This window comes from Streptomyces sp. NPDC015130 (assembly GCF_043080005.1).
Taxonomy (GTDB): Bacteria; Actinomycetota; Actinomycetes; order Streptomycetales; family Streptomycetaceae; genus Streptomyces.
On the sequence record NZ_JBIBVC010000001.1, the window covers coordinates 378,859 to 398,668 of the forward strand.

At 73.8% G+C, this 19,810-nt stretch carries 22 protein-coding genes; 10 read left to right on the forward strand and 12 right to left on the reverse strand.

The features are described from left to right. Nucleotides 1-85: 85 nt before the first annotated feature. A complete protein-coding gene (locus ACF08F_RS01790) occupies nt 86-505 on the forward strand; it encodes a hypothetical protein (protein WP_392296515.1) in 420 nt (139 codons plus the stop codon). Here the strand turns inward: ACF08F_RS01790 and ACF08F_RS01795 are convergent. After that, the gene (locus ACF08F_RS01795; protein ID WP_392296516.1) at nt 463-1,062 is read right to left on the reverse strand and encodes a hypothetical protein; all 600 of its coding nucleotides are present in this window, start codon (nt 1,060-1,062) and stop codon (nt 463-465) included. The two genes, ACF08F_RS01790 and ACF08F_RS01795, sit on opposite strands and share 43 nt — an antisense overlap. Before the next feature lie 290 nt (nt 1,063-1,352). Here ACF08F_RS01795 and ACF08F_RS01800 point away from each other — a divergent pair, with 290 nt between their 5' ends. The 3 genes from ACF08F_RS01800 to ACF08F_RS01810 all read left to right on the forward strand — a co-directional run bounded on the left by ACF08F_RS01800 (nt 1,353) and on the right by ACF08F_RS01810 (nt 4,393). Then, complete coding sequence (locus ACF08F_RS01800) at nt 1,353-2,321, forward strand: ATP-binding cassette domain-containing protein (RefSeq protein WP_392296517.1); 969 nt, start codon at nt 1,353-1,355, stop codon at nt 2,319-2,321. After that, on the forward strand, nt 2,318-3,184 hold the full coding sequence (locus ACF08F_RS01805) for an ABC transporter permease (RefSeq protein WP_392296518.1): 867 nt from the start codon (nt 2,318-2,320) through the stop codon (nt 3,182-3,184). Before ACF08F_RS01800 ends, ACF08F_RS01805 begins: the two co-directional genes overlap by 4 nt. A gap of 120 nt (nt 3,185-3,304) precedes the next feature. Beyond that, nucleotides 3,305-4,393: a MerR family transcriptional regulator gene (locus ACF08F_RS01810; protein WP_392296519.1), complete on the forward strand. Its 1,089-nt coding sequence runs from the start codon at nt 3,305-3,307 to the stop codon at nt 4,391-4,393. A gap of 65 nt (nt 4,394-4,458) precedes the next feature. Here ACF08F_RS01810 and ACF08F_RS01815 read toward each other — a convergent pair whose 3' ends face one another. The 4 genes from ACF08F_RS01815 to ACF08F_RS01830 all read right to left on the reverse strand — a co-directional run bounded on the left by ACF08F_RS01815 (nt 4,459) and on the right by ACF08F_RS01830 (nt 7,100). Next, the gene (locus ACF08F_RS01815; protein WP_392296520.1) at nt 4,459-4,836 is read right to left on the reverse strand and encodes a VOC family protein; all 378 of its coding nucleotides are present in this window, start codon (nt 4,834-4,836) and stop codon (nt 4,459-4,461) included. Nucleotides 4,837-4,841: 5 nt separating this feature from the next. After that, nucleotides 4,842-5,270: a universal stress protein gene (locus tag ACF08F_RS01820; RefSeq protein WP_392296521.1), complete on the reverse strand. Its 429-nt coding sequence runs from the start codon at nt 5,268-5,270 to the stop codon at nt 4,842-4,844. Nucleotides 5,271-5,374: 104 nt separating this feature from the next. After that, the gene (locus ACF08F_RS01825; RefSeq protein WP_392296522.1) at nt 5,375-6,016 is read right to left on the reverse strand and encodes an FMN reductase; all 642 of its coding nucleotides are present in this window, start codon (nt 6,014-6,016) and stop codon (nt 5,375-5,377) included. Nucleotides 6,017-6,020: 4 nt separating this feature from the next. Continuing rightward, nucleotides 6,021-7,100, reverse strand: a complete 1,080-nt coding sequence (locus ACF08F_RS01830) for an LLM class flavin-dependent oxidoreductase (protein WP_392296800.1) — start codon at nt 7,098-7,100, stop codon at nt 6,021-6,023. 116 nt (nt 7,101-7,216) lie between these two features. On the opposite strand from ACF08F_RS01830, the gene ACF08F_RS01835 reads away from it, so the two are divergent. The 3 genes from ACF08F_RS01835 to cobM are packed head-to-tail and all read left to right on the forward strand — an operon-like array spanning nt 7,217 to nt 9,477. Further along, nucleotides 7,217-7,360, forward strand: coding sequence for a DUF6126 family protein (locus ACF08F_RS01835; RefSeq protein WP_189508452.1), 144 nt, complete (start codon nt 7,217-7,219; stop codon nt 7,358-7,360). 42 nt (nt 7,361-7,402) lie between these two features. Further along, nucleotides 7,403-8,731, forward strand: a complete 1,329-nt coding sequence (gene cbiE / locus ACF08F_RS01840) for a precorrin-6y C5,15-methyltransferase (decarboxylating) subunit CbiE (RefSeq protein WP_392296523.1) — start codon at nt 7,403-7,405, stop codon at nt 8,729-8,731. Beyond that, nucleotides 8,728-9,477, forward strand: a complete 750-nt coding sequence (gene cobM / locus ACF08F_RS01845; protein ID WP_392296524.1) for a precorrin-4 C(11)-methyltransferase — start codon at nt 8,728-8,730, stop codon at nt 9,475-9,477. The genes cbiE and cobM overlap by 4 nt, the downstream gene beginning before the upstream one ends. A gap of 142 nt (nt 9,478-9,619) precedes the next feature. On the opposite strand, the gene ACF08F_RS01850 is transcribed toward cobM, so the two are convergent. Then, the gene (locus ACF08F_RS01850; RefSeq protein ID WP_099895366.1) at nt 9,620-9,694 is read right to left on the reverse strand and encodes a 50S ribosomal protein bL37; all 75 of its coding nucleotides are present in this window, start codon (nt 9,692-9,694) and stop codon (nt 9,620-9,622) included. A 96-nt stretch (nt 9,695-9,790) separates the two neighbouring features. On the opposite strand from ACF08F_RS01850, the gene ACF08F_RS01855 reads away from it, so the two are divergent. After that, entirely contained in the window at nt 9,791-10,468 is a 678-nt protein-coding gene (locus ACF08F_RS01855) for a hypothetical protein (protein WP_392296525.1), read from the forward strand. Here ACF08F_RS01855 and ACF08F_RS01860 read toward each other — a convergent pair. Further along, entirely contained in the window at nt 10,453-11,013 is a 561-nt protein-coding gene (locus ACF08F_RS01860) for a GNAT family N-acetyltransferase (RefSeq protein WP_392296526.1), read from the reverse strand. The genes ACF08F_RS01855 and ACF08F_RS01860 overlap by 16 nt on opposite strands. A gap of 147 nt (nt 11,014-11,160) precedes the next feature. Continuing rightward, nucleotides 11,161-12,294: a cobalt-precorrin-5B (C(1))-methyltransferase gene (locus ACF08F_RS01865; protein WP_392296801.1), complete on the reverse strand. Its 1,134-nt coding sequence runs from the start codon at nt 12,292-12,294 to the stop codon at nt 11,161-11,163. A 12-nt stretch (nt 12,295-12,306) separates the two neighbouring features. Here ACF08F_RS01865 and ACF08F_RS01870 point away from each other — a divergent pair, with 12 nt between their 5' ends. Continuing rightward, a complete protein-coding gene (locus tag ACF08F_RS01870) occupies nt 12,307-13,038 on the forward strand; it encodes a cobalt-precorrin-6A reductase (RefSeq protein ID WP_392296527.1) in 732 nt (243 codons plus the stop codon). Nucleotides 13,039-13,041: 3 nt separating this feature from the next. Here ACF08F_RS01870 and ACF08F_RS01875 read toward each other — a convergent pair whose 3' ends face one another. Continuing rightward, a complete protein-coding gene (locus ACF08F_RS01875) occupies nt 13,042-14,454 on the reverse strand; it encodes a PA14 domain-containing protein (RefSeq protein WP_392296528.1) in 1,413 nt (470 codons plus the stop codon). Nucleotides 14,455-14,603: 149 nt separating this feature from the next. Here ACF08F_RS01875 and ACF08F_RS01880 point away from each other — a divergent pair, with 149 nt between their 5' ends. Further along, nucleotides 14,604-16,154 (forward strand): serine hydrolase, encoded by a 1,551-nt coding sequence (locus ACF08F_RS01880; RefSeq protein ID WP_392296529.1) that lies wholly within the window; start codon nt 14,604-14,606, stop codon nt 16,152-16,154. Nucleotides 16,155-16,164: 10 nt separating this feature from the next. On the opposite strand, the gene cobJ is transcribed toward ACF08F_RS01880, so the two are convergent. From cobJ to ACF08F_RS01895, 3 genes are all read right to left on the reverse strand, one after another. Then, nucleotides 16,165-17,598, reverse strand: a complete 1,434-nt coding sequence (cobJ, locus tag ACF08F_RS01885) for a precorrin-3B C(17)-methyltransferase (protein ID WP_392296802.1) — start codon at nt 17,596-17,598, stop codon at nt 16,165-16,167. Between the two features lie 122 nt (nt 17,599-17,720). Then, nucleotides 17,721-18,356, reverse strand: a complete 636-nt coding sequence (locus ACF08F_RS01890) for a precorrin-8X methylmutase (protein WP_392296803.1) — start codon at nt 18,354-18,356, stop codon at nt 17,721-17,723. 14 nt (nt 18,357-18,370) lie between these two features. Then, nucleotides 18,371-19,741 carry a cobalamin biosynthesis protein CobG gene (locus tag ACF08F_RS01895; protein ID WP_392296804.1) on the reverse strand — a complete coding sequence of 457 codons (1,371 nt, stop codon included), beginning with the start codon at nt 19,739-19,741 and terminating at the stop codon, nt 18,371-18,373. Nucleotides 19,742-19,810 lie beyond the last annotated feature (69 nt).

Sequence of the window (19,810 nt, forward strand, 5' to 3'; positions counted from 1 at the left end):
TTGCGGGGCGCCGGGCGCGGGTGTGCCCTGGAGGGTGCGGGACCCGGGGGGCAGAGCCAGGGGGCGAGACGAAGGAGCTCCAGCCATGGCCGCACACGCAGCGGTACCGGCCCGGCGCCGGGCGAGCAGTGCCAGTCGCGGGATGCCCGCCTGGGCACTGCCCGTCGCGCTCGGCGTGATCTACGGTTTCTACGCGGCCTTCATCCAGAAGTCCGGCGCCCCCGTCACCTGGGGACTGTTCTGGCTCGGGCTGATCTCCGCGGTCGTGCTCGGCGGGGCGGTGTACGCGATCCACCGCTACGGACGCTCCCTGCCGCGCGAGCTCCACGCGGCGGCCTGGGGCGGTCTCGCGGGCATCGCGGTCGGCTTCCTGTACAGCCTGTCCGACGTGAGCATCCTGTCGGCGACCGTCCTCGGCCTGATCGTCGGGGCGGGCGTCACCGCCGGCGCCTTCTACCTCTACTACACCCACGAGGACGCCGAGGGCCGCCCGGCGCCGTACTGACTCCCCGAGCCCGAGCCCTCCGGACCCGAGCCCGATGCCGGACCCAGGCCCTCGGCCCGGGTCCGGCGCCGGTAGTACGCGACCGCCACGGCGGCGACGAGGACCGGCCAGGCCAGGAGGGGCGCGTAGCAGGCGGCCAGCAGGGCATCCTGCGCCGGGGAGGCGGGGATGCCGGGTCCGAGGTCCGCGATCGAGGCGTACACACCCCACCCGGCGATCGCGCACAGTCCCGCCACCCCGGTGAAGGCGGCGGCCGTCGCGGCGGCCGGGTTCACCCGGCGCCCGCCGAGGAAGGGCATCCAGCGGGGGAAGACCTCGCCCCAGGAGCGGACGAGCCCCAGGGTGAGGAAGGCGGCCAGCTCGGAGACGACGCTGAGGGACACCACGTACGCGGACCCCCAGAAGCCCATCGCGCCGAGCTCGGCGTCCTGTGTGACCGGGAGGCCCGCGACGAGCGCGAGGCGCCACAGCCCGGACGGGAGGGTGACGAGCGGGACGGCGTGGGCGGCGAGGACGGCCCAACGGGGCACGTCGGGCAGGGCCTTGATCTTCGTCATGCGTCCAGCGTCCCGCCGTTCCCGCGGCGCGGCGTCGCCCCGCGGGCCGGTCCGCCTCCGCCGCGCGGCGGAGGGGAGGTCCTCCGCGCGAACCCCTCCGGCGTGGCGGTCCGCGCCGGGCCGACGGAGACTGGGAGGAGCGCCCACTTTCCGACGGGCCCACTTTCCGACGGGCCCACTTTCCGACGGGCCCACTCTCCGACCGGGCCCACATTCCGACGACCCGGACGCACCGGACGGCCTGGAGGCCCCTCGCGGTCCCGGCGGCCCGGTGGTCCCGGAGGAACGGCATGACCGACCTCGCCATCGAGACCGAGGGCCTGGTCAAGGTCTTCGGTGCGAACCGCGCCGTCGACGGCATCGACCTGCGCGTCCCCGCGGGCACCGTCTACGGCGTCCTCGGCCCCAACGGCGCCGGCAAGACCACCGCCGTCAAGATGCTCGCCACCCTCCTCCGGCCCGACGGCGGCCGGGCCAGCGTCTTCGGCAAGGACGTCGTCAGGGAGGCCGACACGGTGCGTGGCCGGGTCAGCCTCACCGGCCAGTACGCCTCCGTCGACGAGGACCTGACCGGCACCGAGAACCTGGTCCTGCTCGGCCGGCTCCTCGGCCACGGCCGCCCCGACGCCCGTGAGCGCTCCGGGCAGCTGCTCGACGCGTTCGGGCTCGCGGAGGCGGCGGACAAGCAGGTCAAGAACTACTCGGGCGGCATGCGGCGCCGTATCGACATCGCCGCGTCCATCCTCAACACCCCCGACCTGCTGTTCCTCGACGAACCGACGACCGGGCTCGACCCGCGCAGCCGGAACCAGGTCTGGGACATCGTGCGCGCGGTCGTCGCCCAGGGCACCACGGTCCTCCTCACCACCCAGTACCTGGACGAGGCGGACCAGCTGGCGTCCCGCATCGCCGTCATCGACCACGGCAAGGTGATCGCCGAGGGCACGAAGGGCGAGCTGAAGGCCTCCGTCGGCTCGGGTTCCGTGCACGTACGGCTCCGGGAGCCCGCGCAGCGGCCGGAGGCCGAGCGGGTGCTGCGGGGCGCCCTGAACGCCACCGTCCAGCTCGACCCGGACCCGGTCGCGCTCACCGCCACCGTCGACGGCCACGGGACGGACCTGGGCGCCGCCGAACAGGCGGCCCGCGCCCTGACCGAGCTGTCGCGGGCCGGGATCACGGTCGACAACTTCGCCCTGGGGCAGCCCAGCCTCGACGAGGTCTTCCTCGCCCTCACCGACCGGAAGGGAACGCCGGCATGACCTCCGTCGCCACCGGCAAGGATCCGCAGACGACCGACACCCTCGACTTCGTCGCCCCGAAGGCGGACGAACTCGCGGCGCTGTTCACCGGCCGGTCCCGCCCGCCGCGGCCCAGCGCGCTCTCCGCGTCTCTGACCTTCGGCTGGCGGGCCATGCTCAAGATCAAGCACGTGCCGGAGCAGCTGTTCGACGTGACGGCGTTCCCGATCATGATGGTGCTGATGTACACGTACCTCTTCGGGGGCGCGCTGGCCGGCTCGGTCGACGAGTACATCCAGTTCCTGCTGCCGGGCATCCTCGTGATGAGCGTCGTGATGATCACGATGTACACGGGGGTCTCGGTCAACACCGACATCGAGAAGGGGGTCTTCGACCGCTTCAGGACCCTGCCGATCTGGCGGCCCGCGCCGATGGTCGGCTATCTCCTCGGTGACGTCGTCCGCTATCTGATCGCCTCGGCGGTCATGCTCACGGTCGGCGTGATCATCGGCTACCGGCCGGACGGCGGAATCGCCGGTGTGCTGCTCGGCGTCGCCCTGCTGCTGGTGTTCTCGTTCGCGTTCTCGTGGATCTGGACGATGTTCGGCCTGCTGCTGCGGAGCGAGAAGTCCGTCATGGGCGTCTCGATGATGGTGATCTTCCCGATCACCTTCCTCTCCAACGTCTTCGTCGACCCGAGGACCATGCCGGGCTGGCTCCAGGCCTTCGTGAACAACAACCCGGTGACCCATCTCGCCACCTCGGTACGCGAGTTGATGGCGGGCCGCTGGCCGGGCACGGACATCGCCTGGACCCTGGGCTGGTCGGCGCTGTTCGTCCTGGTCTTCGGCTGGTTCACGATGAGGCTGTACAACCGGAAGTAGGCGGGCGGTTGACCTTCCCCGCGGGGGAAGGCCCAGCATCGGCGGTGCCGGGGGCCGACGGGGCGTCCGGTACGGGGAGGTGGCATGCCGGTGGAACGGCCGGGCCGGGCGGAACGGTTCATGACGATCGGGGAGTTCGCCCGGGCGTCCCGGCTCTCGGCCAAGGCACTGCGCCGCTACGACGAGCTCGGCCTGCTGACACCCGCCCGCGTCGACGCCCACAGCGGCTACCGCTACTACGCCGGTACGCAGGTGGAGCCGGCGCGCCTGGTGGCCTGGCTGCGGCGGATCGGGATGCCGCTCGCCGAGGTCCGGGACGTGTGCGCGCTGCACGGCACGGACCCCGGGGCCGCGGCCCGCGCGGTCCGCGCCTACTGGGCGCGGGTCGAGGCGGAGACGGCGGAGCGGCGTGACCTGGCGGCCTCCCTGGCGGACCGGTTGAGGGGAAGTACCGGAATGACGAGGACAGTACGGCCGTACGGGCTGGTCTCCGCCGCGCTCTCGGAGCGCGGACGCGTGCGGGAGGGCAACCAGGACCGGGCGCGCGCCGGAGGGTGTCTGCTCGGCGTCGCGGACGGCTACGGGCAGGCGGGGGAGCGGGCGGCGACGGCCGCGCTCGCGGAGGTGGAGGCGCTGCTCCCGGAGCCGGGCGGCCCGGCGTCCGGCCGTGCAGGGGACCTGCTCAACGCCCTGGAGGACGCCGTCCGCCGCGCGGACTCGGCGGTCGGGGCGGCGGCGCCCGGTTCGGGGACGACCCTGACGGCGGGGGTGTGGACGGGCGACCGGCTCGCGCTCGCCCATGTCGGGGACGGGCGGGCGTACCTGCTGCGGGACGGGGTGCTCGTACGCCTCACCCGGGACCACACCGTCGTGCAGGCGCGGGTGGACGCGGGTGAGCTCGATGCGGCGGAGGCGGCGGCGCACCCGGACCGGGCGCTGCTCCTGAGGGCCCTGGACGGGGCGGGCGACGGTCCCGTGCCGGATCTGGGGCTGTACGAGGGGAGGCCCGGCGACCGCTGGCTGCTGTGCACGGACGGGCTTTCGGCGGTGGTGCCGGAAGCGGAGATCCGGGAGGTCCTCGTGGCGGGTGCCGGGCCCGACGACACGGTCCGGGCGCTCGCCGGTCTGGCGCTGGCGGACGGCGCGGGGCGCGGCGGCCCGGACAACGTGTCGTGCGTGGTCGCGGACGTGGTGGCCGCGGGGGCGTGACGGTCGACAGGCCTAGGGCGTGTTGCGAAAGTAGCGTCGGGCAGGCGGGACTTTCGCGACACGCCCTAGGAGGCGGCCGTGCGGGGGGTGGTCTGCTGGACCGCCCAGCGGTTGCCGTCGGGGTCGGCGAAGTAGACGAAGGAGCCCCAGGGCTGGTCGTCGATCGGGCTGACCTCGATGCCGCGGGCGGTGAGGTCGGCGTGGGCCTCCTCGATGTCGGTGACGACGACCTGCATGTTGTCGAGGGAGCCCGGGGCCATCTCCGTGATGCCCTGGCCGAAGGCGATCGAGCAGGCCGAGCCGGGCGGGGTCATCTGGACGAAGCGGATGGCGTCGCTGACGGGGACGTCGTGGTCGGCGTGGAAGCCGACCTTCTCGTAGAAGGCCTTGGCCCGGTCGACGTCGCTGACGGGGACGCCGATCAGTTCCAGCTTGATGTCCATGGCGGTCACTCTCCTCGGACGACGACGACGGGGCAGGGGGAGTGGTGGGTGACGTGGGACGAGACCGAGCCCAGGACGGCGGCCTTGAAGCCGCTGTAGCCGCGGTCTCCGACGACGAGGAGCGTCGCGCCCTTCGCCGCGTCGAGGAGGGCCTGTGGGGCGTTGCCGCTGACCACCGTGCGGGTGGTCGTGCTCGCCGTGCCGGCGTCGAGGGCCTTGTCGAGGGACTCGTCCAGGATCTGCTTGGCGAGCCGCTCGGGGTCGAACTCCAGCGGTACGCCCGGCATCACGGTCGCCCATGACGCCGGGTACTCCCAGCTGATCAGCGCCTGGAGGGAGTCCCCGGTGAGGGCGGCCTGCGCGGCCGCCCACTTCAGCGCCTTCAGGGAAGGCGCCGATCCGTCCACGCCCACCACGATCCTGCCGCCGGCCATCGCCGACCTCCGTTCGTTGTCGGGAGCCTGGGGACCCTCGGGACCCCGGGAGACCGGGGATCCTCGGGACCAGGACAAAGCTCCCTCACAACGTAACAAAGAGGTCAATCCAGCCGCAGGTCGGCCAACTGCTTCTCGAAGGGGACGATCTCGTCCTCGTCGGCCTGCCGGGACGGCCGGGCCGCGACCGTGTCGGCGAACTCGTTCCCGGCCCGGGTGATCCGCGCCGGCAGCCCCTCCCCCCTGTACCCCGTCGGGGCGGCCTCGTCGCCGCCGGTGCCCCAGTCCTCCGAGGCCGCGTAGACGGCGGTCGGGACGGTGAGGGCCCGCAGGTAGGCGAAGAGCGGCCGCAGGGCGTGGTCGAGGACGAGTGAGTGGCGGGCGGTGCCGCCGGTCGCCCCGATGAGGACGGGGGTTCCGGTCAGCGCCGAGGGGTCGACCAGGTCGAAGAACGACTTGAACAGGCCGCTGTACGAGGCGGTGAAGACGGGGGTCACGGCGATGACGCCGTCCGCGCCCGTGACCTTGTCGATCGCCTCCTGGAGCGCGGCCGAGGGGAAGCCCGTCACGAAGTTCTTCGCGATGTCGACGGCCAGGTCGCGCAGTTCGACGACCTCGACGTCGACCGCGTACTCCTGCTCGGCGAGCCGGTAGCGGGCGGCCTGGAGCAGCCGGTCGGCGAGCAGCCGGGTGGAGGAGGGCGCGCTGAGTCCGGCGGACACGGCGACCAGCTTCAACGTCTGCATGGCGTCAGACCTCCAGCTTCTGCTGTACGGACGGGTGGAGCGGGGCGGTCTCCGGTACGCCGGCCGGGCGCAGGCTCGCGAACTCCTTGCGCAGCACCGGGACGACCTCCTCGCCGAGGATGTCGAGCTGCTCCAGGACCGTCTTGAGGGGCAGTCCGGCGTGGTCGACGAGGAACAGCTGGCGCTGGTAGTCGCCGACGTAGTCGCGGAAGGACAGGGTGCGCTCGATGATCTCCTGCGGCGAGCCGACGGTCAGCGGGGTCTCGCGGGAGAACTCCTCCAGGGACGGGCCGTGGCCGTAGACCGGTGCGTTGTCGAAGTACGGGCGGAACTCCCTTACCGCGTCCTGCGAGTTCTTGCGCACGAAGACCTGGCCGCCGAGGCCGACGACGGCCTGCTCGGCGGTGCCGTGGCCGTAGTGCGCGTACCGCTGCCGGTAGAGGCGGACCATCTTCTCGGTGTGCTGCTTGGGCCAGAAGATGTGGTTCGCGAAGAAGCCGTCGCCGTAGTAGGCGGCCTGTTCGGCGATCTCGGGGGAGCGGATGGAGCCGTGCCAGACGAACGGCGGGACGCCGTCGAGCGGGCGCGGGGTGGAGGTGAAGCCCTGGAGGGCCGTGCGGAACTTGCCCTCCCAGTCGACGACGTCCTCCCTCCACAGCCTGTGGAGGAGCGCGTAGTTCTCTATGGCGAGCGGGATGCCCTGGCGGATGTCCTGCCCGAACCACGGGTAGACCGGGCCGGTGTTGCCGCGGCCCATCATCAGGTCGACCCGGCCGTCGGCGAGGTGCTGGAGGGTCGCGTAGTCCTCGGCGATCTTCACCGGGTCGTTGGTGGTGATGAGGGTCGTGGACGTGGAGAGGATCAGGTTCTCGGTCCGGGCGGCGATGTGCCCGAGGAGGGTGGTGGGGGAGGAGGGCACGAAGGGCGGGTTGTGGTGCTCGCCGGTCGCGAAGACGTCGAGGCCGACCTCCTCGGCCTTGAGCGCGATGGCGACGGTGTTCTTGATCCGCTCGTGCTCGGTGGGGGTACGGCCGGTGGTGGGGTCGGTCGTCACGTCGCCGACGGTGAAGATCCCGAACTGCATCGTGCTCACCTCTCGCGTTCCTGCTGTCTCGCGTTCCTGATTTATTAGTTGAAGCTTAAATCACCTGCTCCAACGGTGCCACCCGCCGGCATATTCCGGCCCGTACCCTGGAGCGCATGGCCGAGGAGAAGACGTACGACAACGAGCGCTGGAAGGAGCGCGGCGTCATGCTCCGCGTCTTCGTCTACGTCTTCGCCACCCACGCCTTCGCGGGCTTCGTCTGGCTCCTCTTCTACGTCGGCCAGAACGCCCAGAAGTGACCCCGCGGTAGCCCTCCCCGGGGCTCACGTAGAGTCCCCGACGTGAACGCTGCGATATCGGTCGTCGGAATCGGCGCGGACGGCTGGGACGGGCTCCCCGAGAGCTCCCGCCGCGTCCTGCGCGCCGCCGAGGTGCTGATCGGCGCCCCGCGCCAGCTCGGCCTCCTCCCCGCCGCGGAGTGCCCCGGCGAGCAGGTCGCCTGGCCCTCCCCCCTCCGCCCCGCCGTACCCGGACTGCTCGCCGCCCACGAGGGACGCGCGCTCGCCGTCCTCGCCAGCGGCGACCCCTCCTTCTACGGCATCGCCCGCACGCTCGCGGAGACCACCGGCGCCGAGCACCTCCGGGTCCACCCGCACCCCTCCTCCGTCTCGTACGCCTGCGCCCGCCTCGGCTGGCCCCTGGAGGCCGTCGAGACCGTCTCCCTCGTCGCCAGGCCCCTCGCCGCGCTCTCCGCCGCCCTCCACCCCGGCCGCCGGCTCCTCGTCCTCGGCGAAGGCCCCGGCACCCCCGCCGAGGTCGCCACACTGCTGCGCCGCACCGGCTGGGGCGGCACCCGCGTCCGCGTCCTCGAACAGCTCGGCGGACCCGCCGAGCGGCTCCTCGACGCCACCGCCGCCGACTGGCCGCACGAGCGCACCGACGCCCTCCACGTCCTCGCCCTCGACTGCGTACGCGACCCGGGCACGCTCCGGCTCGGCGCCGCCCCCGGCCTCCCGGACGAGGCGTACGAGCACGACGGACAGCTCACCAAGCGGTACGTCCGCGCCGCCACCCTCGCCGCGCTCGCGCCCGCCCCGGGCGAGCTCCTCTGGGACATCGGCGGCGGCTCCGGCTCCATCGGCATCGAGTGGATGCGGACCCACCGCGACTGCCGGGCGATCTCCGTGGAGAAGTCCCCGGAGCGGGCCGCCCGCATCACCCGCAACGCCGACACCCTCGGCGTCCCCGCCCTCCGCGTCGTCACGGGCCCCGCCCCCGCCTCCCTCGCCGGGCTCCCCACCCCCGACGCGGTCTTCATCGGCGGCGGCCTCACCGCCCCGGGCCTCCTCGACGCCTGCTGGGACGCGCTCCCCGTCGGCGGACGGCTCGTCGCCAACACCGTCACCCTCGAATCCGAGGCGCTGCTCGCCGACCGCCACCGCCGCCACGGCGGCGAACTGATCCGGCTCGCGGTCTCCGCCGCCGTCCCCGTCGGCGGCTTCACCGGCTGGCGCCAGGCGATGCCCGTCACCCAGTGGTCCGTGACCAAGGGGTCCGTGACCGAGAGGTCCGTGACCGAGAGGTCCGTGACTCAGGGGTCCGTGACTCAGGGGTCCGTGACTCAGGAGTCCGTAGCCCAGGGGTCCGTAACCCAGGAAGAGGAAGCATGACCGTCTACTTCATCGGCGCGGGCCCCGGCGCGGCCGACCTGATCACCGTGCGCGGCGCGCGGACCCTCGCGAAGTGCGGGGTCTGCCTCTACGCAGGCTCCCTCGTCCCCACGGAGCTGCTCGCCGAGTGCCCGCCGGACGCGCGGCTCGTCGACACGGCCCAGCTCGACCTGGACCGGATCGTCGCCGAGATCGCGGCCGCCCACGAGGCCGGCCAGGACGTGGCCCGCCTCCACTCCGGCGACCCGTCCGTCTTCAGCGCGGTGGCGGAGCAGATGCGGCGGCTCGACGCGCTGGACATCCCGTACGAGGTCGTGCCGGGCGTCCCGGCGTTCGCCGCGGCGGCGGCCGCGCTCAAGCGGGAGCTGACCGTGCCGACCGTCGGCCAGACGGTCATCCTCACCCGGATCGCCCAGCAGGCCACCCCGATGCCCGAGGGCGAGGACCTCGCGACGCTCGGCCGCAGCGGCGCCCTGCTCGTCCTCCACCTGGGCGCCCGCTACGTCGACCGGATCGTCTCCGAGCTGGTCCCCCACTACGGCGCGGACTGCCCGGCCGCCGTCGTCGCGATGGCCAGCCGACCGGACGAGCTCGTCCTGCGCGGCACCCTCGACGACATCGCGGAGCAGGTGAAGTCGGCCGGGATCACCAAGACGGCCGTCATCATCGTGGGCCGTACGCTCGCGGCCTCGGAGTTCCGCGACAGCCACCTCTACGACCCGGCCCGCGACCGCCACGTCTGCTGAGCCGTCCGCGGCACGGACACGCGGCGGGGCCCCGGGGGAGTCCGATCCCCGGGGCCCCGCCGCGTGTCGGCCGTGCGATCGCACGCACCAGACGCCGTCGGGCCCGCCCTTCGGGCGGCCGGCGCTACTTTCGCAACACGCCCTAGGCGTTCGGCCGCTTGCCGTGGTTCGCCTTCTTCTTCTTGCGGGCCCGCTTCTTGTTGCCGCGCTTCGCCATGGGGATGCCTCCCTTTTCGGTGGGGGTTCCTGCGCTGTCGAGCCTAGGTTCGGGGCCGGGGGCCCGCACGTCGGTGCCACGGTCTTGAATGGACCCGTGACCGTCTACGACACCGCCCGGGCGCTGCCGGGCATCGAGGAACTGCGCGACCACTCCCGGGGGCTCGCGATGCTGGACGCCGTCCTGAGCCCGGAGTGGGAGAGCCGGTACTACTCCTTCGACGCGCACTGGTCGGAGACCGAGCAGCTGGCGTCGATGAAGGACGGCTCCGGCGGCGAGTACACGATCGTCCTCTCCGCGTCCGGGGCGTTCGCGCGCGTCTTCGACCACGAGTCGCCGCTGAGCCCGTTCGGGGAGCTCGCGGACGGGCAGACCTGGCCCGGGGTCCTCGACGGGGTCCCCGAGGCCTTCCGGGAGTACCTGACGGAGCCCGCGTTCACGGACGAGGACGGCGTGCACGTGACGACCGCGTGCCTGTGGCGCGAGACCACGGACACCGACTGGCACACGGGCCCGGTCGAGTACCCCGACCTGGACGGCCGCGAGGACCCGGACGGCTCCGGCCACTATCTCCGCCTGCTGACGGACCGCTCGCCGGAGGCGTACGCGGAGTGGGCCTCGGACTACTACGAGACCCCGGTCCCCCTGGACGCCGTACGCCACGTCCTGGCCCTGCGCCCGCTGACGCCCGAGGTGGTCGCGGCCCTCAACCCGGAGGTGACGCCCGCGGACCTGGCGGAGGACGTCGCGGAGATCGGCTACCCGACCGCCTGAGCCGCCGCCCACTCCGGAGCCAGCACCGACATCACGGTCGCGTCGACCCGCTCGCCCTCCCAGAGCAGGGCGCCGCGCAGGACGCCCTCCGCGCGGAAGCCGGCCTTCTCGTAGGCGCGGCGCGCGCGGGGGTTGAAGGCGTACACCTCCAGGTGGACGCGGTACAGCCCGAGCGCCTCGAAGCCGTACCCGACGATCAGCCGGGTCGCCTCCGTGCCGAGGCCCCGGCCGACCGCGTCCGGCACGAAGACGGTGCGGAAGGAGCAGGACCCGTTCGGCTCGTCCCACTCGTTGAGGACGACCTCGCCGACCACCCGCCCCGTCGCCCGCTCCACGACGGCGAGGTCGAGCCGGTCGTCCTGGTCGCCCCGGGAGCCGTACCACTTCCGTAGCGCCGGCTCGTCGAACCGCGTGGTGTTCCCGGTCAGTCGGGACACCTCCGCGTCCTCGAAGAGCGGCAGCAGCGCGGGCACGTCGTCCTCGGTGAGGGGACGGAGGATCACCAGGTCACCGGTGAGGGTGGGCTTGTGCGAGAAGACGGTCATCCCCGGATTCTCGGGGGCGGGGGGAGGCGGTGTCGCGGCGATTTCCGGGGCGGGGGCCGAGGACGGTGACCGCACCGAGCCCTGCGCCCCGGCGCTGACCGCCCCGACCGAGCACCTGCGCCCCGCGGTGACCGTGCCGCCCCGGCCCTACGCCCCGCCCGCCCCCGGGCCCTTCGGCGTCGAACGCCCCACCACCGTGCCCGCGCGGTCGATGCAGATCACGTCGACCGCGACCGGCGCTCCGCGCAGGACCGCGAGGGACTCGTCGCGGGCGCGGGCGGCGACGAGGTCGCCCAGGGGGACGCCCGCGGCCTCGCAGAGGCGGAGGGCCGCCAGGCCCGTGTTCGCCGCCGCGATCTCCGCCGCGAGGGACTCGGACGCGCCGCCCGTCCGGGCCAGGTCCGCGAGGAAGCCCTTGTCGACCTGGGAGCGGGCCGAGTGCAGGTCCAGATGGCCCGCGGCCAGCTTGGAGAGCTTGGCGAAGCCGCCGCAGACGGTGAGCCGGTCCACGGGGTGGCGGCGGATGTACTTGAGGACCGCGCCGGCGAAGTCGCCCATGTCGAGGAGGGCGATCTCCGGGAGGTCGTAGATCTCCCCGACCGTCCGCTCGGAGGTGGAGCCCGTACACCCGGCGACGTGCGTGAGGCCGCCCGCGCGGGCCACGTCCACGCCCCGGCGGATGGAGTCGATCCAGGCCGAGCAGGAGTACGGGACGACGACGCCGGTCGTGCCGAGGATCGACAGGCCGCCGAGGATGCCGATCCGCGGGTTCCAGGTGGAGCGGGCGATCTCCGCGCCGTTGTCGACGGAGATCGTGATCTCCACGTCGCCGGGGGCGCCGTGCAGGGCGGCGACCTTCGCCACGTGCTCGCGCATGAGCTGCCGCGGCACGGGGTTGATCGCGGGCTCGCCCACGTCGAGCGGGAGACCGGGGAGGGTGACCGTGCCGACGCCGGGGCCCGCGCGGAAGACGACGCCGGAGCCCGGCGGCAGGAGCCGTACCGTCGAGCGGATCACGGCGCCGTGGGTGACGTCGGGGTCGTCGCCCGCGTCCTTGACCACGGCGGCCATGGCGGTGGCGCCCGCCAGCGACTCGGCCGTCAGCGCGAACGCCGGGGTCTGGCCCTTCGGCAGCGTGACCGTCACCGGGTCCGGGAAGTCGCCGGTGAGGAGCGCGGTGTACGCGGCGGTCGTCGCCGCCGTCGCGCAGGCACCGGTCGTCCACCCGGGGCGCAGACCGGTGTGCTTGAGTTGGGCCTCGCGCCCGCCGCCCGACGTCACGAAGAGGCTCCTGTGCACATACTCATTCTCGGCGGGACCACCGAGGCCCGCGCGCTCGCGGACCTGCTCCACGGGACGGTCCGCGTGACCAGCTCCCTCGCGGGGCGGGTGGCGAGCCCGCGGCTGCCGGCCGGCGAGGTGCGGATCGGTGGTTTCGGCGGGGTGGACGGACTGGTGGCGTGGGTGCGCGAGCACGCCGTGGACGCGGTCATCGACGCCACCCATCCCTTCGCCGAGCGGATCAGCTTCAACGCGGCCGGGGCGGCCGCCACCGCCCATGTTCCCCTGTTGGCGCTGCGGCGCCCCGGCTGGGTCCCGGTGGACGGCGACCGGTGGGTGTCCGTGCCGTCCCTCGACGCGGCGGCCGGGGCCCTGGACGGCCTCGGCGACCGGGTGTTCCTGACGACGGGCCGCATGGGCCTCGCGGCCTTCGCGGACCGTCCGGAGTGGTTCCTGGTCCGCTCGGTCGACGCCCCGGACGCCCCGATGCCGGCCCGCACCGAAGTCCTCCTCGGCCGGGGCCCGTTCACGCTGGACGGCGAGCGGGAGGTCCTGGCCCGGCACCGGATCGACGTCGTGGTGACGAAGGACAGCGGCGGCGCGGCGACCGCCCCGAAACTGACCGCGGCCCGCGAGGCGGGCATCCCGGTCGTGGTCGTCCACCGCCCCCCGGTCCCGGCCGGCGTCCCGGTGGCGGCGACCCCCGAGGAGGCCGCCGCCTGGGCGCTGGCGTTCACCCCGTAGGGACTACGGGGCCTCGGGGGTGCCGAGTTCGGTGACCTCGACCCAGTTCATGGCCGGGTCCATCGCGTCCATCTCGTTGTTCCACTCGTCCACCGCGACCACGCCGTAGAGCACGTTCTCGCCGTCGGGCGTGCTCTCGTGGAGGAAGGACGAGTCGTCGGGGCCGAGGTAGTACCCGAGCTTGTAGGCGATCCAGCCGGACTCGCCCTCGCCGTTGTCGTACCACTCGGCCTTGTAGATCCTGTAGTACTTCACGTCCGGCTCGGTGTTCCGCGTCCACTCCAGGAACACGCCGTCCTCGCGCGGGGTCGCCTTCAGGCCGGTGACCGGCGCCGGGGCGACGCGGTCGCCGGCCGTCGTGAACGAGGTCGCGGCGGCGGCGGAGGCGTTGCCCGCGCGGTCCACGGCCCTGACCGTGAAGTGGTACGTCGTGCCGTAGTCGCCCCAGGGGTGGACGTACCGCGTGTCGGTGACCGTGTCGGTGAGGACGCCGCCGACGTAGACGCGGTACGCGGCCACGTCCGTCGCGGAGGGCGCGGTCCAGGTGAGGACGGCGCCCCCGGTCGAGTCCCGGTCGGCCTTCAGGCCGGTCGGCGCGCCCGGAGCCGTCCGGTCGACGGACGTGATCGGCAGGTCGACGGTGCCGACGGACTCGTTGCCCGCCTTGTCCACGGCGCGGATCTCGTACGCGTACGCCTGGCCGGTCGGCGGGGGGCTGTCGGTGAAGGTGGTCGTGGTGAGCGGGGTCGTCGTGCCGCCGACGCGGGACCAGGCGGTGGTGCCGGTGAGGCGCCGGTAGACGCGGTAGCCGGCGAGGTCCATCTCCTTGTTGGCCGTCCAGCGCGTGGTGGCCTTGTTGAGGGTCTTGTCGTACGCGACGGTGAACCCGGCCGGCACCAGCGGGCGGGTCTTGTCGACTGTCGCCGAAGTGCGGGGCGTGTAGGCGAACTTGACGTTCGCCGCGCCCGTCCACGTCGCGTAGTGCACGACGATCGTGTGGCGGCCGGACGGGACGGTCAGGTCGATCGTCTTCTTCTGGGTGAGGGAGTTGTTCTTCCAGAGGTCGATCTTGCGGACGCCGTCGAGGCTGACGCGGACGCCGTCCTGCGCCTCCGCGGTGAAGGTGAAGGGGCCGCCCGAGCCGAAGTCACGGGTGAGGGTCCAGCGGACGCCGAAGTTGTCCGTGGGCAGCGTGGTGACGGCCGGGTCGCCGAGGCCGTAGTTCTCGGAGATGACGCTGTCGCAGGTGGTCAGCCTGGGCGTGCCCGTGAGGGTGGTGTTGGCGTAGTAGTCCGCCTTCCACAGGGGGGACGCGCAGGTGACGGCCGCTGCGGCCGGGGTGGCGGTCAGGAGACCGCCGGATGCGACGAGGGCGGCCGTGGTGGCCAGCGCGCTCAGCCGGGTACGAGTGATCACGAAGTGTGGGGCCCTTTCCGGACCTGCGGGGATACGACGAGACGTGGGGGAAGGGCGGTGCGGGTGGGGCCGGTGTTCCGCCGGAGGCGCACTCTACCGGCGGGTTCCTTCCGCGCGACAGGGGATTCGGCCCGGCGTTCAATGGAGGGGTGAGTGCGGTCCGCTGGCTGGTCACAGCGGGGCTCGTGGCGCTGCTGGGCGCCGCGCCGAGCCCCTCCCCCACCCCTGATCCGCCGCCGCCGCAACCGCCTCCCCAGCTCGACCGGGCGGACGTGGACCGTGCGGTCGGCAGGCTCGACGCCACCGTCGCCGAGCTGATGAAGCGGACCGGAGTGCCGGGGGTGTCCGTCGCCGTCGTGTACGAGGACGAGGTCGTCCACCTCAAGGGATACGGGGTGCGCGAGGTCGGCAAGGACGCCCGGATCGACGCCGACACCGTCTTCCAGCTGGCCTCCGTGTCCAAGCCGATCGCCTCGACCGTCGTCGCCGGCGCCGTCGGCGTCGAGGGGTGGCAGCGGCCCGTCTCCCCCGAACTGCCCGAGTTCCGGCTGAAGGACCCGTGGGTGAGCTCCCATGTGACGGTCGCCGACCTGTTCTCGCACCGCAGCGGCCTGCCCGACCATGCGGGCGACCTCCTGGAGGACCTCGGCTACGACCAGGAGTACATCCTGTCCCGTCTGCGGTACGAGCCGCTCGCCCCGTTCCGCGCGAGCTACGCGTACACCAACTTCGGTCTGACGGCGGCCGCCGAGGCCGTCGCCGCCGAGAAGAAGGTGACCTGGGAGAAGCTCGCCGAGGACACCCTCTACAAGCCCGCCGGGATGAACGACACCAGCTCCCGCTTCGAGGACTTCGCCGCGAACCCCGACCGGGCCCTCGGGCACGTCAAGACGCCCGACGGGACCTGGAAGCCGCGGTACGTCCGCGACCCGGACGCCCAGTCGCCGGCCGGCGGCGTCAGCTCCTCCGCCCGGGACATGGCGGTCTGGCTGCGGCTCCAGCTCGGCAACGGCGAGCTCGACGGCCGCCGGATCGTCGCCGAGGACGCCCTGACCCTCACCCACCACCCCGAGGCCGTCTCCTCGCCGCCCCGCGCACCGGCCGGCCGGACCGGCTTCTACGGCCTCGGCTGGAACGTGTCGTACGACGACGAGGGCCGGCTGCGCCTCTCGCACACCGGCGCGTTCGCGCTCGGCGCGCACACCAACGTCACGATGCTGCCGGGCGAGGAGCTCGGGATCGTCGTCCTCACCAACGGGGCGCCGGCCGGGGTCGCGGACGCCGTCGCCCTCGACTTCTTCGACGTCGCGCAGACCGGCGAGCCGAGCCGGGACTGGCTGCCGCTCGTCAACGCGGTCTACGAGCAGGAGGCGGACGCCGGCCGGTCCGCCACGGACTTCGCGAAGCCGCCCGCCGACCCCGCCCCGGCGAAGGCCGCCGCCGCCTACACGGGCACGTACGCCAACGACTACTACGGCCGGCTGACGGTCGCCGAGGAGGGCGGCGGCCTGGTCCTCCGGCTGGGGCCGGAGCCCCAGACGTACCGGCTCACGCACTACGACGGGAACACGTTCAGCTTCCCGACGCGCGGGGAGAACGCCGTCGGCCCGACCGGCGTCACGTTCTCCCCGGACGGGAAGACCGTCCGCGTCGAGTACCTGGACCAGGAGGGTCTCGGTACCTTCACCCGTGCTTCGTAGGGGCGCCTGCTCAGCCGTACCGGCGCGGCGTCCAGGCGATCGTCCTGCCGTCGGCCCGTTCGACCGCCCGCGTCTGCGAGGAGCCGACCAGGAGCAGGGTCCGCATGTCGACCTCGGACGGCTCCAGGGTCTTCAGGGTCAGGACGCGGACCGACTGCTCGGGGCCGCCCACGTCACGGGCGACGACCACCGGGGTCTCCGGGTCGCGGAGTCCGAGGAGGAGGTCGCGGGCCGCGGCGACCTGGTGCGTACGGGACTTGGAGCCCGGGTTGTAGAGGGCGATGACCAGGTCGGCGCCGGCGGCGGCGCGCAGCCGGGCCTCGATGACGTCCCAGGGCTTGAGGCGGTCCGACAGGGAGATCGTGGCGTAGTCGTGGCCGAGGGGGGCGCCCGCTGCGGCGGCGGCCGCGTTGGCGGCGGTCACCCCGGGGAGGACCCGTACGGGCACGTCCGCGTACTCCGGCTCGCAGGCGACCTCCAGGACGGCGGTGGCCATCGCGAAGACGCCCGGGTCGCCGCCGGAGACGACCGCGACCTTCCGGCCGCGCCGGGCCAGGTCGAGCGCGAACTCGGCGCGCTCCGACTCGACCTTGTTGTCGGAGCCGTGCCGGATCTGGCCGGGGCGGAGCACCGGCACCCGGTCCAGGTAGGTGGTGTAGCCGACGAGGACGTCGGCGTTGACGAGCGCACCGCGCGACTCGGGTGTCAGCCAGGGCGCGCCGGCCGGGCCGGTGCCGACGACGACGACCTCGCCCGCCGCGCGGACGGGGGGCTCCTGGTCGACGCGGGAGGGCAGGACGGCGACGGAGAAGTACGGGACCGACTCGGGGTCGATCTCGGACAGGGTGCCCGTCCGCTCGCCCGCCATGAACGCCCGCTCCACGTACCGGGCGTCGTCGAGGCGGCCCGCCCGCTCCAGGGCGCGCTTCACGGTGGGGAAGGTGCGGCCGAGCTTCATGACGACCGCCGAGTCGGTGCCCGCGAGGCGGGCCGTCAGCTCGTCCTCCGGCAGGGTGCCGGGGATGATCGTGAGGACCTCCTCCGCCTCGCACAGCGGCTCGCCGAGCCGGGCGGCGGCGGCGCTCACCGAGGTGACGCCGGGGATGACGGTCGTGTCGTAGCGGTCCGCGAGCCGCTTGTGCATGTGCTGGTACGAGCCGTAGAAGAGCGGGTCGCCCTCGGCGAGGACGGCGACCGTGCGGCCGGCGTCGAGGTGCGCGGCGAGGCGGGCCGCGGCCTCCTCGTAGAAGTCGTTCAACGCGCCCCGGTAGCCGCCGGGGTGGTCGGTGGTCTCGACGGTGAGCGGGTACATCAGCCGCTCCTCGACGTGGTCCTCGCGGATGTGCTCGGCGGCGATGGAGCGCGCGATCGAGCGGCCGTGGCGGGCCGAGTGGTAGGCGACGACGTCGGCGGCGGCGATGGCCTTGACCGCCGCGACCGTCATGAGGTTCGGGTCGCCGGGGCCGAGCCCGACGCCGTACAGCTTGCCGGGCGCGGCGGCGGCCCGGTCGCCGGTCGTGGCGTCCGGCCGGTCGGCCGTCGGGTCGCCGGTCGTGTGCGCGCTGCTCATGCCTGGATCTCCGCTTCGTGAGCGATCGCGTTGATCGCGGCGGCCGTCATGGCGCTGCCGCCGCGCCGGCCCCGTACGACCAGGTAGTCGAGGCCGAGCCCGTTCTCGGCGAGCGCGTCCTTGGACTCGGCGGCGCCGATGAAGCCGACCGGTATGCCGAGGACGGCGGCGGGCTTCCCCGCGCCCTTCGCGATCATCTCCAGGAGGTGGAAGAGGGCGGTGGGGGCGTTGCCGATGGCGACGACGGAGCCTTCGAGGCGGTCCCGCCACAGTTCGAGCGCGGCGGCGGAGCGGGTGGTGCCGAGTTCGGCGGCGAGGCCCGGCACGGTCGGGTCGGAGAGCGCGCAGAGCACCTCGTTGTCGGCGGGCAGCCGCTTGCGGGTGACGCCGCTGGCGACCATCTGCGCGTCGCAGAGGATCGGGGCGCCGGAGCGGAGGGCCTCGCGGGCGTTCGCGACGACCCGCGGGGAGTACGCGATGTCCTGGACGAGGTCGGTCATGCCGCAGGCGTGGATCATCCGGACCGCCACCTGGGCGACGTCGGCGGGCAGGCCCGCGAGGTCCGCCTCGGCGCGGATCGTGGCAAAGGACCGGCGGTAGATCTCCGCCCCGTCCTTCTCGTAGTCGAACATCCTGTTGCTCTCGCTCATCTCGTCGTGCGGGCCGTGGTCACTGCGTCGGGCAGGGCGGTACGGGGGGTGGGGGCGCCGTCCACCAGGTAGGCGCCGTCGGCGGTGGCGACGACGTCGACCCAGGTGCCGTGCGGGTGCCCGCAGCGGCGCTCGCACCCGGAGTAGTGGACGGGGAGGCCCCGTGCCGACCCCGGGACCGCGTCCGCGCGGACGTCCGCGAGGGACTTGGCGCAGCCCGGCCGCCCGGTGCAGGCGCTGACGCCGGCCCAGGGGGAGTCGGGGCGGGTGATCAGCCCGTGGGCTTCGAGGGCGGCGAGCCGGTCCTCGTACGGCCCCGCTCCGGCTCCTGCGACGACCGCGCCGCGCCACGGCGTCAGCCGGACCTCCTCGGCGGGCAGCAGCGCGCGCAGCTGGGCGGCGGTGAGGCGGCCGAGGGGCGCGAGGACGTACAGGGAGCCGGCGCCGAGGGGCCCGGGGGTGAGCGGTGGGCCGTGGACCAGCAGGGAGTCGGCCGCCGTCACGGGCTCCGCCGCGATGCCCGCGCGGTCGAGCGCGCCCGCCACGTCAGGGGCGCAGCCCTCGGGCAGCTCCCGCACCCGCCAGGCGCCGGTCCCGGCGGCGCGGGCGGCGTCGAGGAAGGCCCCGGCGGCGGCGAGCGCGGCGCGGGGCGCGTCGGCTCCGGCGACCCGCCAGGCCCGCCCGCCGACGTACAGGCGCGCGGCGCCCGGCTCCGGCGTGGTGCTCGGCCCCGGCGTGACGCCCGGCTCCGGCGTGACGCCCGGCTCTGGCGTGACGCCCGGCTCCGGCGTGACGCCCGGCTCCGGCGTGGTGCTCGGCCCCGGCCCCGCACCCGGCTCCACTGCGACCAAGGTCACATCGCCGCCGAGGCCCGCCACGTCGGCGCGGCCGTCGTCGAGGACGAAGAGGAAACGGCCGGAAAGCGCCGCTGCCCAGGGCTCGGCGCAGAGCAGGGCGTCCAGCTCGCGGGCCCACAACTGGACCTCGGGGCCGCCGAGTCCGTCGAGGCCCGCGGCGGGGGAGGCCACGATGTTGCGCACGCGCTCGTGCGTGGGGGAGGGCAGCAGGCCCGCCTCCGCGAGCAGCGCGGCGAGCTCCGCCCCGCACTCCTCCGCGAGGCCGCGCAGCTCCGCGTTCCCCCGGGAGGTGAGGCTGATCCGCCCGTCGCCGAGGGTCTCCGCGGCGGCCGCCAGCGTCTCGACCTGATGCGCCGTCAGGCGTCCTGCGGGCAGCCGCAGTCGGGCCAGCCGGCCGTCGTCGGCGGCGTGCAGGCGCAGCGCCCCGGGGCAGGCGTCGCCACGGTCCCGCTTGCGCGCTTCGTCCCGTTCGGGAGTCGAGGGTGGGGTGGGCGGCATGGCGGCGAGCATACCCACGGGGAACCGGGCCGCCACCGAGTGTGATCCGGCCGACTCCACGGCCCGCCCCGCCCCGCCGAC